The 16,175-nt window shown below is 60.8% G+C and carries 17 protein-coding genes; 9 read left to right on the forward strand and 8 right to left on the reverse strand.

Features of this window, described 5'->3' with window-relative positions; translation table 11 throughout:
• The first annotated feature begins 19 nt into the window (after window positions 1-19).
• The gene (locus tag AC1RO5_RS16995; RefSeq protein ID WP_493176390.1) at window positions 20-895 is read left to right on the forward strand and encodes a DMT family transporter; all 876 of its coding nucleotides are present in this window, start codon (window positions 20-22) and stop codon (window positions 893-895) included.
• Window positions 896-995: 100 nt separating this feature from the next.
• Here AC1RO5_RS16995 and AC1RO5_RS17000 read toward each other — a convergent pair whose 3' ends face one another.
• From AC1RO5_RS17000 to AC1RO5_RS17010, 3 genes are all read right to left on the reverse strand, one after another.
• Window positions 996-1,886 carry an alpha/beta fold hydrolase gene (locus AC1RO5_RS17000; RefSeq protein WP_493176392.1) on the reverse strand — a complete coding sequence of 297 codons (891 nt, stop codon included), beginning with the start codon at window positions 1,884-1,886 and terminating at the stop codon, window positions 996-998.
• 108 nt (window positions 1,887-1,994) lie between these two features.
• Window positions 1,995-2,300, reverse strand: coding sequence for a DMT family transporter (locus AC1RO5_RS17005; RefSeq protein WP_007903452.1), 306 nt, complete (start codon window positions 2,298-2,300; stop codon window positions 1,995-1,997).
• Complete coding sequence (locus tag AC1RO5_RS17010; RefSeq protein WP_493176394.1) at window positions 2,301-2,939, reverse strand: FMN-dependent NADH-azoreductase; 639 nt, start codon at window positions 2,937-2,939, stop codon at window positions 2,301-2,303. It lies immediately after the preceding gene.
• Window positions 2,940-3,060: 121 nt separating this feature from the next.
• Between AC1RO5_RS17010 and AC1RO5_RS17015 the strand changes: the two genes are divergently transcribed.
• Window positions 3,061-3,993 carry a LysR substrate-binding domain-containing protein gene (locus AC1RO5_RS17015; RefSeq protein WP_493176396.1) on the forward strand — a complete coding sequence of 311 codons (933 nt, stop codon included), beginning with the start codon at window positions 3,061-3,063 and terminating at the stop codon, window positions 3,991-3,993.
• 53 nt (window positions 3,994-4,046) lie between these two features.
• Here the strand turns inward: AC1RO5_RS17015 and AC1RO5_RS17020 are convergent, their stop codons facing one another.
• A complete protein-coding gene (locus AC1RO5_RS17020; protein WP_493176398.1) occupies window positions 4,047-6,122 on the reverse strand; it encodes an AsmA family protein in 2,076 nt (691 codons plus the stop codon).
• 387 nt (window positions 6,123-6,509) lie between these two features.
• Here AC1RO5_RS17020 and AC1RO5_RS17025 point away from each other — a divergent pair, with 387 nt between their 5' ends.
• The 7 genes from AC1RO5_RS17025 to AC1RO5_RS17055 all read left to right on the forward strand — a co-directional run bounded on the left by AC1RO5_RS17025 (window position 6,510) and on the right by AC1RO5_RS17055 (window position 11,785).
• Window positions 6,510-7,070, forward strand: a complete 561-nt coding sequence (locus AC1RO5_RS17025; protein ID WP_493176400.1) for a hypothetical protein — start codon at window positions 6,510-6,512, stop codon at window positions 7,068-7,070.
• Between the two features lie 157 nt (window positions 7,071-7,227).
• Complete coding sequence (locus tag AC1RO5_RS17030; protein WP_493176401.1) at window positions 7,228-7,860, forward strand: TetR family transcriptional regulator; 633 nt, start codon at window positions 7,228-7,230, stop codon at window positions 7,858-7,860.
• A 216-nt stretch (window positions 7,861-8,076) separates the two neighbouring features.
• Window positions 8,077-8,577, forward strand: coding sequence for an urease accessory protein UreE (gene ureE / locus AC1RO5_RS17035; protein WP_018928470.1), 501 nt, complete (start codon window positions 8,077-8,079; stop codon window positions 8,575-8,577).
• Window positions 8,574-9,248, forward strand: a complete 675-nt coding sequence (locus AC1RO5_RS17040) for an urease accessory protein UreF (protein WP_493176403.1) — start codon at window positions 8,574-8,576, stop codon at window positions 9,246-9,248. Before ureE ends, AC1RO5_RS17040 begins: the two co-directional genes overlap by 4 nt.
• A 23-nt stretch (window positions 9,249-9,271) precedes the next feature.
• Complete coding sequence (ureG, locus tag AC1RO5_RS17045; protein WP_008001031.1) at window positions 9,272-9,886, forward strand: urease accessory protein UreG; 615 nt, start codon at window positions 9,272-9,274, stop codon at window positions 9,884-9,886.
• A 28-nt stretch (window positions 9,887-9,914) separates the two neighbouring features.
• On the forward strand, window positions 9,915-10,487 hold the full coding sequence (locus tag AC1RO5_RS17050) for a HupE/UreJ family protein (RefSeq protein ID WP_493176405.1): 573 nt from the start codon (window positions 9,915-9,917) through the stop codon (window positions 10,485-10,487).
• A gap of 170 nt (window positions 10,488-10,657) precedes the next feature.
• A complete protein-coding gene (locus AC1RO5_RS17055) occupies window positions 10,658-11,785 on the forward strand; it encodes an AGE family epimerase/isomerase (protein ID WP_493176406.1) in 1,128 nt (375 codons plus the stop codon).
• Window positions 11,786-11,792: 7 nt separating this feature from the next.
• Here the strand turns inward: AC1RO5_RS17055 and AC1RO5_RS17060 are convergent, their stop codons facing one another.
• The 4 genes from AC1RO5_RS17060 to livM form a co-directional block, all read right to left on the reverse strand.
• On the reverse strand, window positions 11,793-12,563 hold the full coding sequence (locus AC1RO5_RS17060) for an SDR family oxidoreductase (RefSeq protein ID WP_105340450.1): 771 nt from the start codon (window positions 12,561-12,563) through the stop codon (window positions 11,793-11,795).
• A 746-nt stretch (window positions 12,564-13,309) separates the two neighbouring features.
• On the reverse strand, window positions 13,310-14,026 hold the full coding sequence (locus AC1RO5_RS17065) for an ABC transporter ATP-binding protein (RefSeq protein WP_007939061.1): 717 nt from the start codon (window positions 14,024-14,026) through the stop codon (window positions 13,310-13,312).
• Window positions 14,023-14,895, reverse strand: a complete 873-nt coding sequence (locus AC1RO5_RS17070) for an ABC transporter ATP-binding protein (protein ID WP_493176409.1) — start codon at window positions 14,893-14,895, stop codon at window positions 14,023-14,025. The genes AC1RO5_RS17065 and AC1RO5_RS17070 overlap by 4 nt, the downstream gene beginning before the upstream one ends.
• Entirely contained in the window at window positions 14,892-16,175 is a 1,284-nt protein-coding gene (livM, locus tag AC1RO5_RS17075; protein ID WP_493176411.1) for a high-affinity branched-chain amino acid ABC transporter permease LivM, read from the reverse strand. The genes AC1RO5_RS17070 and livM overlap by 4 nt, the downstream gene beginning before the upstream one ends.

Raw genomic sequence — 16,175 nt, forward strand, 5'->3', positions numbered from 1 at the left:
ACGTCCTGGCTTTTTCCCGATGCAATACGCTTATCCCCTGCTGGCCATTTTCATTTGGGCCGGCAACACCGTGATCAACAAACTCGCGGTGGGCGCAATCTTCCCCGCCGAAATCGGCTTCTACCGCTGGCTGCTGGCCGGGATTCTGTTCACGCCTTTCATGCTTAAACCGGTGATCGCCCATTGGCCGGTAATACGCCCAAACCTGGGGAGGATTTTCATCCTTGGTGTGCTCGGCATGGCGGTTTATCAGAGCCTCGCCTATTTCGCCGCGACGCTGACGTCGGCCACCAACATGGGGATCATTCTGTCGCTGATGCCGTTGATGTCGCTGGCCATGGCGATGGTCAGCCTCGGCCAACGCCTGACCGCCGGAGCACTGGCCGGCGCGGGGCTGTCGTTTGCGGGGGTTTTGGTGGTGGTGTCGTCCGGCAGCCTTGGCGCGTTGCTGGAGCACGGGGTGAACCTGGGCGACGCGATGATGCTGATCGCCACGTTGGCTTATGCGGTTTACAGCACTTTGCTGAAAAAATGGCAGCTGCGCTTGCCGCCACTGGTGTTGCTGTATTTGCAGGTGTTGGTTGCAGTGGTGGTGCTGTTTCCGCTGTTCCTCGCCTCACCGAAAATCGGCCCGCCCCTGCATAACATTCCGCTGGTGCTTTACGCCTGCCTGCTGGCCTCGATGCTTGCGCCGCTGGCGTGGATGCAGGCTGTGGTGCGCCTGGGCCCGAGCCGGACCACGCTGTTTTTCAACCTGCTGCCGTTGATCACCGCGCTGATTGCGGCGGTGGTGCTGCATGAGCAGTTGGCGCTGTATCACCTGGTGGGTGGGGTGTTGACGTTGGGTGGGGTGATTTTGTCGGAGCGCTGGACCACCGTGTTGGGCCGCGCATAACCCTTTGTGGCGAGGGAGCTTGCTCCCGCTCGAGCGCGAAGCGGTCGCAATCTGGGGCTGCTTCGCCGCCCAACGGGAGCAAGCTCCCTCGCCACAGGGGCTAAACCCCGGCCGCTTTCAACCGCGCCGCATGCTCGACAAACAACCGCACCGGCTCTGCCCCCTTGCCCACCAACCCGAGCGATTGGTTGACGATATCGAAGTGATCCATCGGGTATTGATCGCCAATCACCGTCCCGAGATGCGAGCTGTAGCGCCCGACCATCCCGTCGCACTGCCCTGCTTCACGCACGAAGGTTCTGGCAAACAACCGGCAACTGCGGTTGGTGCCGTCGAACAGGTTGCACCCGCGATCGCTCTTGCCCGGCTGCAAGGTGCCGGACCAGGAGTAATAGCGCACGCCATTGACCACTTCCGGGCCGTGCCCACCCCAGGTATCAGGCAGCCCCTGTGGATAACGCTGATTGAACAACGCTACGCCGGCCGTGGTCAGCGATTGATGCGAAGCCGGGATATCCACCGGCAGTCGCGGCCCGCGATAGCCGGTTTCCAGCAGGCACATCAACGTGCTGATCAGCCACAGTAAAAAACTGAGCAACCGGCCCCTGGCGCTGTCAGCCGGATAGTGATCGTGCAGATAGTCCGCCAGCTCCGAACCGTGATTGGGCCCGGCCACCGAGGTCACCGACGCCACTTGGTCCGGGCGTTTTGCGGCGGCGTAACGGGCGGTCAGCGAGCCCTGGCTGTGGCCGATCAGGTTGACCTTCTCAGCCCCGGTGTCGCGCAAAATTTCCTCGATCCGCGCCAGCAATTGTTCACCGCGCACCTCGGTTGAATTGAGCGGCGAGACCTGCACCGCGATCACCGTCGCCCCATCCCGGCGCAACGCCGAAATGATCCCGAACCAGTACGGATAGAGCAGCAGACGGATAAACCCGAGCATTCCCGGAACCAGCACCAACGGGTAACGCGTGGCGGAGCCTTGCGACATGGATGAACATCCTTGTGGTCGGTGAGATGAAGCAAGGCTGGATGCAAGGCCTCAGCCAAGCATCGCCACCCAAGATGACAACTCGACGACCAGTCTATGACATCCACCCTACTTCAACCCCACCACGCCCGCCACAATCAGCCCGACCGACACCAGTTTGAGTGCAGTCAGGCTTTCGCCGAGCAGCGCAAAGCCGAGAAACACCGTGCCCAGTGAACCGATGGCGGTCCAGATCGGGTAGGCGATGCTCACCGGCAATTCGCGCATGGCCAGGGTCAGGAAATAGATCCCGCCCACGGCCGCCACCACGGTGATCACCGAGGGCCAGAGCCGGGTGAAGCCTTCGGCGTACTTCATGCCCATGGCGAAGGTGACTTCGAACCCGGCGGCGATCAGCAAGAACAGCCAGGCCATCTAGAACTCCCTGACCAGCGCCAGTAAACGCTGCTCGGCCTCGGCCACGGAAACCTGGAAGGTGCGCTCGGCCGACTCTTCGCCCTCGGCGGCGACAACCGTGACGTCGGTGATGCCGATGAACCCCAGTGCCGTACGCAAAAACGGGTCGGCATGGTTCATCGCTTCAAGCTCACCACCCGGCCCGAAACCAAACCCGCCACGACTGGTGACGATCAACGCCTTCTTGCCCCGCACCAGCGGCTCGTACTGCGCGATGCCGTTGTCCAGGGTGTGATTGAACGTCAGCCCGAGCCGCACAATCTGGTCGATCCAGGCCTTGAGGCCGCTGGGCACGCTGAAGTTGTACATCGGCGTGGAAATCACCAACAGATCATGGCCAAGCAACTCCCCCACCAACTCATCGCTGAGTGCCAGGTCAGCCTGCATCGACAGCGGTCGCGCTTGAGGCTCCGGATGAAAAGCAGCCGCTACAAACGCTTCGTTGACGGCCGGGATCAACGCCCGGCCGACTTCACGGCGGGTCAGTTGCGACTGCGGATTGCGGACCTGCCAGGCCGAAAGAAACACTTCGGCCAAGCGCCGCGAATGAGAGCGTTCGCCACGGGGGCTGGCGTGAATGGCAAGAATTGTGCTCATCTGAATCTCCTTGAGGGCTAAACTGAAACGGCTTGTGGTTGCAGCTTGAAGCGCACAGCCGCCGGCCTTCAAATGAGCAAAAGTCAGTCTGGATGAATTTATTTCACCCATGGAGTTTTAAATGTTTGCCTCGTTGCCGTTGACCGCCCTGCGGGCCTTCGAATCCGCCTCGCGCCTGCTGAGTTTCAAGGCTGCCGCCGAAGAACTGTCCGTGACGCCAACGGCGGTTTCCCACCAGATCCGCTCCCTGGAAAACTGGCTCGGCGTGCCGCTGTTCGAACGACTGCCACGCCAGGTGCGCCTCACCGAGTGCGGCGAACGGCTGTTCCGCAGCCTGCATGGCGCCCTGCTGGAAGTGGCGCAAAGCGTCGATACCTTGCGCCCGCAACGCAGCGGCACAAGCCTGACGATCTCCACCACCGCCGCTTTCGCCGCCCTCTGGCTGGTGCCTCGGCTGGGACGGTTTTATGCCCGGCATCCGAACATCAACGTGCGGCTGGACACTCACTGCGAAGTCATCGATTTGCATCAGGACGCCAGCGTCGATCTGGTGCTGCGCTACAGCCTCGACGATTACCCGAACCTGTATGGCCTGTGCCTGTTCGACGAATCCTTCGGGGTTTATGGCTCGCCTGAACAAGTGGCCCTGGCGGCCAGTCGGGCGCCGACTCTGATCAGCGTGCGCTGGCACAACTCCAAACTGTATGCCCACGGCTGGGAGGCCTGGTGCGCGCAGTCCGGCGAAACCTGGCTGGCCGGGCAGCCAGCGGTGCGTGAATACGACGAAGAACATTACGCCCTGCAAGCCGCCATCGCCGGGCAAGGTCTGGTGCTGGCGAGCAATATTCTGGTGTCGGAGAGTGTGGCCAGCGGCTTGTTGCGGCCTCACCGGGGTGAGATTCAGGTCGACGGGGCCGGATACAGCGCACTGTGTGTACCGGGACGCGAACGGCATCCGCCAGTGCGGGCGTTTTTTGCGTGGCTGCAGGAAGAAGCTCGATTGTCTGGTCTATTGCCAAGATCGCAGCCTGTGGCAGCGCCCACAGGCGCGTAGGAGCTGCCGCAGGCTCGGGCCGCGTTCGGACGATCTTTTGATCTACCGTTTTGTTACCGGGTGGGCTTGACCGTCACCGGCGCCTTGCCCGCCTTCATCTGCTCCAACAACGGCGCACACTGATTCGGCTCGCCAGCGCTCGGCGCGATCAGCGCCAGCAAACCCGCCGCCGGCGCGGCAATCACACCCAGCGCCACCATCCCGGCCCCGCGCAGCATCATCGGAACCGCTTTCACACCGGCATCCGGCTTGATGAACTTGCCCCGTACATACAGCGGCGAACGCAGCGAAATCAAGCGCCAGCCCTTGGATTCCGGGGAGATGGTCAGGTCCAATTGCTCGGTCGCCATGTTCGCGGTGCCATCGATATAGACGATCGCGTTCTCGGTATCGAACACGAACAACTGCGTGGTCGCCAGACCGTTCTTGATGTCAAAGTCGGCCGCCGCGCAGTTGATCTTCACTTCCTTGTCGCCAAAGATTTTCCCGACCACATAGTTGCCGACGTTGAGCCCCGCCAGCTCCATCAATTGGCGACTGATGGCGCCGTCATTGATCAGCAGCTTCAAATTGCCGTCAGCGGTGCCCAGCAGCTTGGCCACCGAGTTGCCACGACCGGTAAGGTCGGCGTCACCATTAAGCTCACCGAAACTGGTTTTCATCCGCTCAATGGAGGGGAACAACTGCTTGAGCTTGAACTTGCGCGCAGTCAATTTGGCCCGGCCCTCCAACGGCTCGGTGCGCCCGTTCAGACGAATCTGTGCATCCAGATTGCCGCCCGCCACGCCAAAACGCAGGGGCTCGAGGCTGAGCACGCCATCGGTCAGCACCAAATGAGTGTATAGATCGTTGAACGGCAGTTTTTCACTGCGAACGATGCGTTTGCCGGTGAATTCGACGTCAGCGTCCATTTTGCGCCAGCGCTCGGTCTTGAATTCCTCGACCGGCAGTATCTTGTCCGCCGGCTGCTTGCTTTCACCGCCGCGGGCCTGTTGCTTGGCATTGGAGTCGGCGCCGATCAGCGGGGCCAGGTCGGTAAACAACAGTTGATTGGACTCCACCGCCCCGCTGAGCTTGGGCCGCGGTTGGCTCGCGACATAAGCCAGGTTGCCATGGATGTCGCTCTCGCCGATCTTGCCGTTGAAGTCCTCATAGCGGTACACCGCCCCGCCCGACTCATGCAACTTGGCGGTCAAATGCCCATCAGTGGCATACGGCGGGGTATCCGGCAGGGGCACGCCGATCAGCGGATAGAGCTTGCCCAGGCTGGCACCGGCCAGTTTCAGGCGCAGATCCAGGGCACCGAGATTCAATAGGTCGGTGAGCGTACCGGCCAGTTCGACGCTGGTGTCGGCAATCTTGATTTGCGCCTGAAGCGGGAACGGCTTGGCGGCATCCTGTAAGGCCAACAGACCGCCGATTTTGCCTTGGCCGGCGAGATTCTGGTCGTGGTATTGGCCTTTGACCTTCAACGTGAACGCGTAATCCTGCGGCGAACCGCCCTTCTCAAGCGCAGCTTTCGCCGCTTTGTCACCGACGATGTCACTAAACGGAATCGGCTTGCCCAGCGGATCGATGAGCAAGTCGAGGCGGGTTTTCAGGCTCTGGTCGTCGAGCGTGACGTGGCTCTTGTCGAAGCCGATGGCACCGATGTCCAGCACCCAGTTCGAAGGCTCGGCGCCCGGGTCCTTGGGGTCGAACCTGAACGTCCAGTTGGCGCGGCCGTCGGCCAGACGCTGCAGGTCGGCATTGGGCTCGGTCAGGTCGATGCGCGGGATCAGCACCCGCTGTGTCAGCAAGGCCAGCGGCGAAATGCGCAGTTCGACGCGCTTGAGGGAGGCCATCTGCGGTTGCTTCGACCAGTCCGGGTTGCCCAGGCTCAGGTCCTCGGCCACCACATGCGGCCACGGCACCCAGGCCCGCCAGCCGCCTTCGTCGGGCTCGCGCTGCCAGACCACCGCGAGGTTGCCGTTGATGGCGAACGGACGATGCAGTTCTTCGGAGACTTTGGCGTTAAGGGGCGGTTTGATCCTGTTCCAATCGAAGAACGCGATGATCAGCACCAGGACGGCCAGCAGCACAACGAGGCTGGCGGAGGTCCAGGCAAGCATTTTACGAGTGCGCGTCATTGCACAGAGCTCCTGAATACGACTGAGCGCCCTGACAGCGACGCACTGATGAAACGTTAGGCCAGAACCGGCCTGCCATGAAATCTAGGACTGGGAAATGGCGCGCAGGTTTAACCGAATAGGGACTTAACACTCAAATAATCGGCCGGAGACACCCTGCTCCCTCATCCGGTGTTACCGCACCCGCACTTTTGCGAGGCGAGAGCGGGTCGAAAATACCCACCTCAGTGCAAAAAAGCTCGCCGGAAACGCCCGTTCTAGAGCGCTGCGGCCGAACAATCAATTCTGTTGATTATTACCATTGCGTTTATGAACTTTTGTATCGACTTATCGAGAGTAGCATTGCCCTCGTACCCACTTTATCGCCCTCCCAAGGAGCAACCCATCATGAAACGCGAATTACTGCTTAGCCTGACCCTCTCGATGTTAGCCAGCACCGCTTTTGCTCTGCCGGCCGCCGATCAGGCCACTCCACAAGTCAAAGACAGCCACTCTGTGTTCAGCCAAACCGTTGCCGATGGTGCTAATGGTAACGAGCGCCTGAAAGAAAAAGGCCTGATCACTCAGGATGGTTCGGATCGCACTCCACAAGGCCAGACCCTGGCAGCTGACGGGACCGACCGTACTCCACAGGGCCAAACCCTGGCGGCTGACGGTACTGACCGTACCCCACAAGGCCAAACCCTGGCGGCTGACGGTACTGACCGTACCCCACAAGGCCAAACTCTGGCGGCTGACGGTACCGATCGCACTCCACAAGGCCAAACCCTGGCGGCTGACGGGACCGACCGTACCCCACAAGGCCAAACCCTGGCGGCTGACGGTACTGACCGCACCCCACAAGGCCAAACCCTGGCGGCTGACGGTACCGATCGCACTCCACAAGGCCAAACCCTTGCTGAAGGTGGTGGTGACCGTGTGATCGAACGCAACAGCGCTGTGAGCTAAGCCCATGGCGGCCTGGAAAAAAAGCCCAATCCCCGGATTGGGCTTTTGACTTTATAGAAGCCGTAATTCCTCGTGTGATCCCCCGATAGTCGTTCGACGCCAGCGAAGCCGATTTGCTAGAGTGCGCCGCTGTCCCTGTCCAGAACACACCCTTGCGATGCTGCCCCGCGCCGAACAGAAACAACAGACCCGCAACGCCCTGATGGACGCTGCCCGCCACCTGATGGAAAGCGGCCGAGGATTCGGCAGCCTGAGCCTGCGTGAAGTGACCCGAACCGCCGGGATCGTGCCCACCGGTTTCTACCGGCATTTCGCCGACATGGATGAACTGGGCCTGGCACTGGTGAGCGAAGTCGGCCAGACCTTCCGCGAAACCATTCGCCTGGTGCGCCATAACGAGTTCGTCATGGGCGGCATCATCGACGCCTCGGTGCGGATCTTTCTCGACGTGGTCACGGCCAATCGCTCGCAGTTCCTGTTTCTTGCCCGCGAGCAGTACGGCGGCTCGCTACCAGTGCGCCTGGCCATCGGCCGCTTGCGCGAAGGTATCAGCTCAGACCTGGCAGCTGATTTGTCACTGATGCCGAAACTGCAGCATCTGGACATCGCCGGCCTGAGCGTCATGGCCGATCTGATCGTCAAAAGCGTGTTCGCGACCCTGCCGGACATCATCGATCCGCCAGCCGAAGCATTGCCCGAGCACCTGACACCACAGGCGAAAATCACCCAGCAGTTGCGGTTTATCTTTATCGGGCTGAAGCATTGGCAGGGACTCGGCAGTACCGAGTAACCCGTTAGAAAAAGATCGCAGCCTTCGGCAGAAGGCTGCGATCTTTTTTTGTGCGCTGCAAATTGGTGCGTAAACACCCGCCACGCACCAACTTCAATCAAAGCCCTGCAACATTGTGAGTCTCCCCCGTCGCTCTGACAGGCATTTCCTACCTCTCACCCGATTGGCAAGCCCCTTGCTCTAGCCTGAACATTGTTCATTGCTGGAAGCCTTCCGATGCTGGTGATTCATCGCAGAATCGACCCTCAACCCGTCTGGGCCGCCGAGTTGCACCTGACCTTCGAAGCCAGGAGCAAAAGCCGCTTGCGCTGTTTCAGTGCCGAGGGTGAAGACGTCGGCTTGTTTCTGGAGCGCGGCCAGCCGCCGCTGCATGACGGCGAATGCCTGCAAGCCGAAGACGGGCGCGTCGTTCGCGTCTGTGCTCGCCCCGAACAACTGCTGCACGTCACCTGTGCCAATGCGTTCGAACTGACCCGCGCCGCCTATCACTTGGGCAACCGCCACGTGGCCCTGCAAGTCGGCGACGGCTGGTTGCGCCTGCTCGACGATTACGTGCTCAAGGCTATGCTCGAACAGCTTGGCGCCAAGGCCGAGAACATCGAAGCGCCGTTCCAGCCGGAACACGGTGCCTACGGTGGTGGCCATCACCACTCGCGCCACGGTGACGAGGACTTCAACTACCCGCCGAAACTGCACCAGTTCGGCGTGCGTTTATGAACCCGGCCTGGGCGCTGCTGCGCCTGGCCAGCCCGCAGCTGCCGATTGGCGGCTACAGCTATTCCCAGGGCCTGGAAATGGCGGTGGATAACGGCCGGGTCAATGACCCCGACAGCGCGCGACACTGGATCAGCGATCAGTTGCTGTTGAACCTGGCGCGTTTCGAAGCACCACTGCTGCTCGCCCATTGCACCGCTGCCGCCGAAGAAAACTGGACCCAATTGCTGCAACGCTGCGAAGAGCATCGCGCCAGCCGCGAAACCCGCGAGCTATATCAGGAAAGTCGGCAGATGGGCTATTCGTTGCAGCAATTGCTCAACGGCTTGCCGGAACTGGATCCGCCAGCCCGCGCCTTTCTCGATCAACGCCCTGAACCGCACTTGGCTCTCGGCTGGGCGCTGGCCGCTCGCGCCTGGAACATCAGCCCGCAAGACGCGCTGGCCGCCTGGCTCTGGAGCTGGCTGGAAAACCAACTGGCGGTGCTGATGAAGACGCTCCCGTTGGGCCAGCAAGCCGCGCAACGCCTGACCAGCGAACTGCTGCCGTTGCTGCAACAGGCGCAGCAAGACGCTACCCGAATCAATCCCGAACACTTTGGCAGCGCCGCTTTCGGCCTGTCCCTGGCGTGCATGGCCCATGAGCGCCAGTACAGCCGTCTGTTCCGTTCCTAGGGCCTTTTAGTTTGGAGAATCACATGAACACACAACCCCTGCGCGTCGGCATCGGCGGCCCGGTCGGCTCCGGCAAAACCGCCTTGACCCTGGCCCTGTGCCTGGCCCTGCGCGAGCGCTACAACCTGGCAGTCGTGACCAACGACATCTATACCCGCGAAGACGCCGACTTTCTGGTGCGCAACGAAGCCTTGGCGCCGGAGCGGATCATCGGCGTGGAAACCGGCGGCTGCCCGCATACGGCGATCCGCGAAGACGCCTCGATCAACCTCGAAGCAGTGGACCAACTGAACCGACGCTTTCCGGGGCTGGATCTGATCCTGGTGGAGTCCGGCGGCGACAACCTCTCGGCGACGTTCAGCCCGGAACTGTCCGACCTGACTATCTACGTGATCGATGTCTCCGCCGGCGACAAGCTGCCGCGCAAGGGTGGCCCCGGCATCTGTAAATCCGACCTGCTGGTGATCAACAAGATCGACCTGGCGCCGCTGGTAGGCGCCTCGCTGGAAATGATGAACAGCGACACCCAACGCATGCGCAACGGCAAGCCGTTTGTCTTCAGCAACCAGAAAACCGGCCAGGGCCTTGAAGAAATCATCGCCTTCATCGAACGCCAAGGCCTGCTGACTGCGGCCTGATCACACTCATCAACAAGGAAGCTTATCCATGACACTGAAACGCATTCTGGGCGCCATGGCCCTGCTGCTGACCCCAGCCATTGCCTTCGCCCACCCGGGTCATGGCGACAACGGTTTGATCGCCGGCATCAGCCACCCGATCGGCGGCCTCGATCACTTGCTGGCGATGGTTGCCGTGGGGTTGTGGGCGGCGCAGCAAAAAGGCGCCGCGCGCTGGGCCCTGCCGTGCACATTCGTGGGCACCATGCTGATCGGCGGCTTGCTGGGTTTTGAAGGGCTGAACCTGCCGGCGCTGGAAAGCGCGATTGCGGCATCGGTATTGGCGCTGGGCCTGGCGGTGGCGTTGGCAGTGCGTCCGCCGTTGAGCCTGGCAGTGGCGGCAACCGCGTTGTTCGCGCTGTTTCATGGCGTGGCGCATGGTCTGGAATTGCCGGACATGTCCAGTCCCTGGGCGTATGCCGCAGGGTTTGTGGCAGCGACAGCGGCGTTGCATGCTGCGGGTTATGCGGTGGTTCGCGTCTTGCCTCAGGCTGCGGCACCGTTGGTTCGGCTGGCGGGTGCAGCGTCGGCGGCAACCGGAGTCTGGTTGCTGGCGGGTTGATTGATCGTTCCCACGCTCTGCGTGGGAACGCAGCCCGGGTCGCTCCGCGTCCCTTTCGAAGCGGACGCGGAGCGTCCAATGAGGCATTCCCACGCTGAGCGTGGGAACGATCGACGCGCTCACTCTGCTAACATGTCGCGCAATTAACCCTGCCGTGACGACGCCAGCCAATGCCGCATGTTTCCCGCTCTGCCTCCCAGCCTGAATTGACCGCCCTGTTCGCCTCAGTGCAACAGCACTTCCAGGACGTGATCGTGCCGCTCTGGCAGGGCCCCGGCTGGAACGCCGACATGGCGTTGCCTTATGAGGCGCTGGATGCCGAGCATAAACCGCTGCCCCCTCAGCGCTACCGGGCCATGGCCTGCGCGCGGCAGCTGTACCTGTTTTCCAGCCTGATCGGCCATGTGCCCCAGGCTGAAGAGCGTGCGGCGGCGCTGTTCCGCTCCTTGCAACGGCATTTCCACGATGCCGAGCATGGCGGCTGGTTTTACAGCATCGACCCGCAAGGCACGCCGCTGGATCAGCGCAAAGACCTCTACACCCACGCATTCATCCTGTTCGCCTGCGCCCATTATTGGGACAAGGTTCGCGAACCGCTGGTGGAATCAGTGCTGAACGCCGCACTGGAAGTGGTGGCGCAGCGTTTCGCCACAGGCGACGGCCTGTATGAAGCCAGCCTGGACCGTGATTGGTCCTCGCTCGACTCCGGGCCATTGCAGAATCCTTTGATGCATTTGGCCGAAGCCTTCCTCGCCACCCTGTCGGTGCGCGAAGACACGGCTGCACAGAAAGCGCTCGTCGAGTTATGCACAGCCATGCAAAAGCGCTTCATCGACCCGCAACACGCGGTGTTGATGGAGAAGCCGCTGGGCGCTGTGGATAACTGGTTCGAGCCGGGCCATCAGTTCGAATGGTATTTCCTGCTGCAATCCTCGCCATTGCTGCGCGGCTCGACACTGCACGCCTCGCTCGAGCGCGCGTTTGCGTTCACCGAGCAACGGGGTGTCGATCAACAGACCGGTGCCGTGCGAGCGATGCTGGAACTGGACGACCGCCCTCGCGACGCCACCCAACGCATCTGGGCTCAGGCCGAATACCTGCGCGCCCTGACCTTGCGCCCGGGCAGCGAAGCATCGGTGCAACGCCAATTGCAGGCGTTGCAACAACGCTTTCTGCATGCGGGCGGTTGGTATGAGTGTCGCGATGAGCAGGGCGAAGTGAGCCGCAAGGACATGCCTTCGACCACGCCTTATCACTTGGCAACCTGCTATCGCGGGTTGGCCGAATATCTCGGCTAAGTATTTATTACGCCTTGCCGCCATTACGCTCAATGGCAAACCCGCTCCAGGTCTGGCTCACCGGCATCAGCTCAAGGCTGTTGATGTTGATGTGGGCCGGTGCGTTGAGCACCCAGAAAATGGTCTCGGCGATGTCTTGCGGCTGGATCGGCTCGGCACCGGCGTAAGTGGCGTTGTAACGCTCCTGGTCACCGGCGAAACGCACCAGTGAGAACTCGCTCTCGCACAGGCCCGGCTCTATGTTGCTGACCCGTACGCCCGTACCTTGCAGGTCGCAGCGCAGGTTCAGGGAGAACTGTTTGACGAACGCCTTGCTCGCGCCATACACGTGGCTACCCGGGTACGGGTAGTTGCCGGCGATGGAGCCGAGGTTGACGATGCTGGCGCCACGACCATGAGCGATCAAACGCGGCAGCAACAGGCGGGTGCTGTACATCAGGCCTTTGATGTTGGTGTCGACCATGGTGTCCCAATCATCGAGATTGCACTTGGGCGCCGGGTCCACACCAAGGGCCAGGCCAGCGTTGTTGATCAACCCGCGCAGTTTGGCGAAGGATGGCGGCAGGTTGGCAATCGCTTCCTCCATGGCCTTGCGGTCCCGTACGTCGAGCACCAGGCCATGGACCTCGGTCTGTTTCGACAACTCGGCGCACAGGGCATTGAGGCGCTCTTCACGACGACCTGTCAGCACCAGTTTCCAGCCGGCCTCGGCAAAACGACGGGCACAGGCTTCACCAAAACCGGAGGTCGCGCCGGTAATAAACAGGGTGTTGGACATCGTGTTCTCCTTGCTTCGGCTGACAGTCAGCCCTTGGAATAGAAAATCAACCGGCAGCATGCCCGGCCTTGCCCACAGCGGCAACCATGGCAAAAACCGTACAAAAAACGATCAATGCTGGCAACACCCCATTCCCCGTGGCTTGCAGCCATGTACACGCACCTTATCCACAGGCCGGTCCACAGTTTCCGGGGGCAAGTGGAAAAGCTGCAAGCCGCTATCCACAAGGCTTTGCGGGCAGATTAGAAAGTTTTTTGCTTGACCCTGAGACACCCGCTGTGTAACCCAGGGCAACTTGCACGACCGAGCGGTCAGAGCGACGGTGGCGCCAAGCCAGCAACCACGGCCCTCAGCCGAGTCTTTCCAGAGTTTAACCACAGACTTATCCACAGGCTTGTCCACCTCGATTCATACCGTGTTCGCTCATAACAAAAAGGTTGACAATGCCCACTTCAGGCTCGCCAAAAGCACCTGATCAAAAAACAATCATCTCTCTGCAAGCCACGTATTCAAAGGCTTACAGCCAGCTACTCCCACGTTATTCACAGCCAGCTCCACAGCAAACGGGGACAAGTCAAAAGCGTGACAAAACAGCAATTTGCAGCGGCTTTATGTCGCGCTTTGAGAGGTCATGAATATTGTTTTCCACAATTTCCCTTTACCTCAAACCACAGCCTCGTGTAGGGATTGTGCGGGCATAAAAAAACGCCCTGAGTTCGTCAGGGCGTTTTCCAGGCTCTTCGGTTTTAGTGCCCGCCGAGATAGGCGTTACGCACCTCCTCGTTCACCAGCAGCTCCTTGCCGGTGCCGCTGAGGCGGATCTGGCCGTTGACCATCACGTACGCCCGGTCCGACAGCTTGAGGGCGTGGTTGGCGTTCTGCTCCACCAAAAAGATGGTCATGCCCGTCTTGGCCAGTTCCCGCAGGGTCGCGAAGATCTGTTTCACCACAATCGGCGCCAGCCCCAGGCTCGGCTCATCGAGCAGCAACAACTTGGGTCGGCTCATCAACGCCCGGGCGATGGCGAGCATTTGCTGCTCGCCGCCAGACATGGTCATGGCCCGCTGGTTACGCCGCTCTTCAAGCCGCGGAAACAACTCGAACATGCGCTGCATATCTTCCTTGGCGTACTTGTCACCGATCGGGATGGTGCCCATCAACAGGTTTTCCTCGACGGTCATGTCGGGGAACACCCGGCGGCCTTCCGGCGATTGAGCGATACCGTTGGAGGCGATGTAGTGGGACGACTTGTGAGTGATATCCACACCCTGATAGACGATTTGCCCGCCAGCCGCCCGTGGCTGACCGAAAATCGACATCAACAGGGTCGACTTGCCGGCACCGTTGGAGCCGATCAGGCTGACGGTCTCCCCTTCATTGATGTGCAACGAGACTTTCTTCAGGGCCTGGATCGGTCCGTAGAACACGTCGATCTCTTTCAGTTCGAGGATCGGTTGACTCATACCAGTTCCTCTTCGTCGGCGCCCAGGTAGGCGGCAATCACTTTCGGATCGTGTCGGATCGCTTCAGGCCCGCCCTCGGCGATAACAACGCCGTGGTCCAGCACCACGATGTGGTCGGAAATACTCATGACCATGCCCATGTCGTGTTCGATCAGCACCACGGTCAGATCATGCTCGTCACGCAGCAGCCGGATCATCGCGCTCAGCGCTTCGGTTTCCTGAGGATTGAGGCCGGCGGCCGGTTCGTCGAGGCAGATGATCTGCGGCCGGGTACACATGGCCCGGGCGATCTCCAGACGGCGTTGCTGACCATAGGACAGTTCACCAGCCAGGCGGTTGGCGCAGTCCACCAGGTCCACTACTTCCAGCCAGTAGAACGCATGGTCCAGCGCATCGCTTTCAGCCTTGCGATAACCCTTGGTGTTGAGGATGCCAGCCAGCATGCCGCGGTTGACCCACATGTGCTGGGCCACCAGCAGGTTTTCCAGCACCGACATTTCCTTGAACAGACGAATGTTCTGGAAAGTCCGCGCCAGACCGGCACGGTTGATCAGGTGCGTGCCACCGAACATCTTGTAGTGGAGCCGGCTGATGAAGCGTTTTGGCGAGACGAAATCGGTTACCTTGAACGGCTCCCCGAGCATTTTGATGACGTTGGTCTTCACCCCACGGGTGTTGAGCTCGATATGCCCGCCGGTCGCTTTATAGAACCCGGTCAAGCAGTTGAACACGGTGGTCTTGCCCGCGCCGTTGGGGCCGATCAGCGCGAAGATCGAGTTGCGCTTGACCTTCAGGCTGACGTCACTCAGCGCCTTGATGCCACCGAAGTGCATCATCAGATTCTCGACCGAGAGTACGACTTCACTCATGGCGCTACTCCTTTACGCGGGGTCACACCGGTACGGCTGATCCGGATCAGGCCGCGCGGTCGCCAAATCATCATCAACACCATCAGGATGCCGAACAGCAGCACGCGATATTCAGCGAAGCCGCGCAGCAGTTCCGGGGCGACGGTCAACACGAATGCTGCCATCACCACGCCGATGGTCGAACCCATGCCGCCAAGTACCACGATGGCGAGGATCAATGCCGATTCGAAGAAGGTGAACGAGGTCGGGTTCACAAAGCCTTGATAGGTCGCGAAGAACACACCGGCCAGACCCGCTGTCGATGCACCAATGGTGAACGCCGACAGTTTGACCAGCACATGATTCAGGCCCATGGAGCGGCAGGCGATTTCGTCTTCACGCAAGGCTTCCCATGCGCGACCGACCGGCATGCGGGTCAAGCGGTGCTTGATGTACAGCACGGCCAGCACCACCAGGAACAACACCGCATAAATGAAGTAGTACTTCACATCCGGGTTGTAGGCGATGCCGAAGAACTCATGAAAAGGCACCCCGCCGTCCTTCGCTCGCTTACCGAATTCAAGACCGAAAAACGTCGGCAACGGCGCCGCCATGCCATTCGGGCCACCGGTCAGGGACAGCCAGTTATTGAGGATCAACCGGATGATTTCACCGAAGCCCAGGGTCACGATCGCCAGATAGTCGCCGTGCAGACGCAGCACCGGGAAACCCAGGATGCACCCCGCCAGCCCGGCAGTGATCGCCGCCAAAGGCAGCACAGTCCAGAAGCCCAGCCCCAGGTATTGGTAACCGAGCGCCAGGCCGTAGGCACCGATGGCATAGAACGCCACATAACCCAGGTCGAGCAGACCGGCCAGGCCGACCACGATGTTCAGGCCCAGGCCCAGCAGCACGTAGATCAACCCAAGTATGACCACGCCCAACAGGTAAGAGTTGGAGAAGAACGGGAATACCACGGCGACAACGATCACCAGCGGGACGACCCAGCGCAGCCGGGATTTGTAATCAGGCGCCAGAACATGAACCCCGGAGCCGGTGCTCTCAAAGCCTTCGAGAATTCTCAGGCCTTTGGGGGTTTGCAAGAACAGACTCAGGGCAAAGCGGCCAGCCATAACGATGGCGACTATCCATGCCACGCGCGTCGGCTGCAGGTTGAAGCCGTAGCCATCCAGGACGATGCCGACAATCGGGCCGAACACAATCAGGGCGATGAGGCCGGCAAGAATCGCGTCAACCAGGCTTTTTTTGACATCAATGGTTTTTTTAGTGGTTGAAGACAT

The organism is Pseudomonas sp. GW822-FHT02G04 (assembly GCF_058802085.1).

Bases quoted from the DNA above. Each gene is read 5' to 3' on its own strand.
- AC1RO5_RS16995 (WP_493176390.1), top strand. From the start codon at position 20: ATGCAATACGCTTATCCCCTGCTGGCCATTTTCATTTGGGCCGGCAAC.
- AC1RO5_RS17070 (WP_493176409.1), bottom strand. From the start codon at position 14,895: ATGAGTGAAGTCGTACTCTCGGTCGAGAATCTGATGATGCACTTCGGT.
- ureG (WP_008001031.1), top strand. From the start codon at position 9,272: ATGAACACACAACCCCTGCGCGTCGGCATCGGCGGCCCGGTCGGCTCC.
- AC1RO5_RS17030 (WP_493176401.1), top strand. From the start codon at position 7,228: ATGCTGCCCCGCGCCGAACAGAAACAACAGACCCGCAACGCCCTGATG.
- AC1RO5_RS17005 (WP_007903452.1), bottom strand. From the start codon at position 2,300: ATGGCCTGGCTGTTCTTGCTGATCGCCGCCGGGTTCGAAGTCACCTTC.
- AC1RO5_RS17015 (WP_493176396.1), top strand. From the start codon at position 3,061: ATGTTTGCCTCGTTGCCGTTGACCGCCCTGCGGGCCTTCGAATCCGCC.
- livM (WP_493176411.1), bottom strand. From the start codon at position 16,175: ATGTCTTCAACCACTAAAAAAACCATTGATGTCAAAAAAAGCCTGGTT.
- AC1RO5_RS17000 (WP_493176392.1), bottom strand. From the start codon at position 1,886: ATGTCGCAAGGCTCCGCCACGCGTTACCCGTTGGTGCTGGTTCCGGGA.
- AC1RO5_RS17050 (WP_493176405.1), top strand. From the start codon at position 9,915: ATGACACTGAAACGCATTCTGGGCGCCATGGCCCTGCTGCTGACCCCA.
- AC1RO5_RS17065 (WP_007939061.1), bottom strand. From the start codon at position 14,026: ATGAGTCAACCGATCCTCGAACTGAAAGAGATCGACGTGTTCTACGGA.
- AC1RO5_RS17055 (WP_493176406.1), top strand. From the start codon at position 10,658: ATGCCGCATGTTTCCCGCTCTGCCTCCCAGCCTGAATTGACCGCCCTG.
- AC1RO5_RS17025 (WP_493176400.1), top strand. From the start codon at position 6,510: ATGAAACGCGAATTACTGCTTAGCCTGACCCTCTCGATGTTAGCCAGC.
- AC1RO5_RS17040 (WP_493176403.1), top strand. From the start codon at position 8,574: ATGAACCCGGCCTGGGCGCTGCTGCGCCTGGCCAGCCCGCAGCTGCCG.
- AC1RO5_RS17010 (WP_493176394.1), bottom strand. From the start codon at position 2,939: ATGAGCACAATTCTTGCCATTCACGCCAGCCCCCGTGGCGAACGCTCT.
- ureE (WP_018928470.1), top strand. From the start codon at position 8,077: ATGCTGGTGATTCATCGCAGAATCGACCCTCAACCCGTCTGGGCCGCC.
- AC1RO5_RS17060 (WP_105340450.1), bottom strand. From the start codon at position 12,563: ATGTCCAACACCCTGTTTATTACCGGCGCGACCTCCGGTTTTGGTGAA.
- AC1RO5_RS17020 (WP_493176398.1), bottom strand. From the start codon at position 6,122: ATGACGCGCACTCGTAAAATGCTTGCCTGGACCTCCGCCAGCCTCGTT.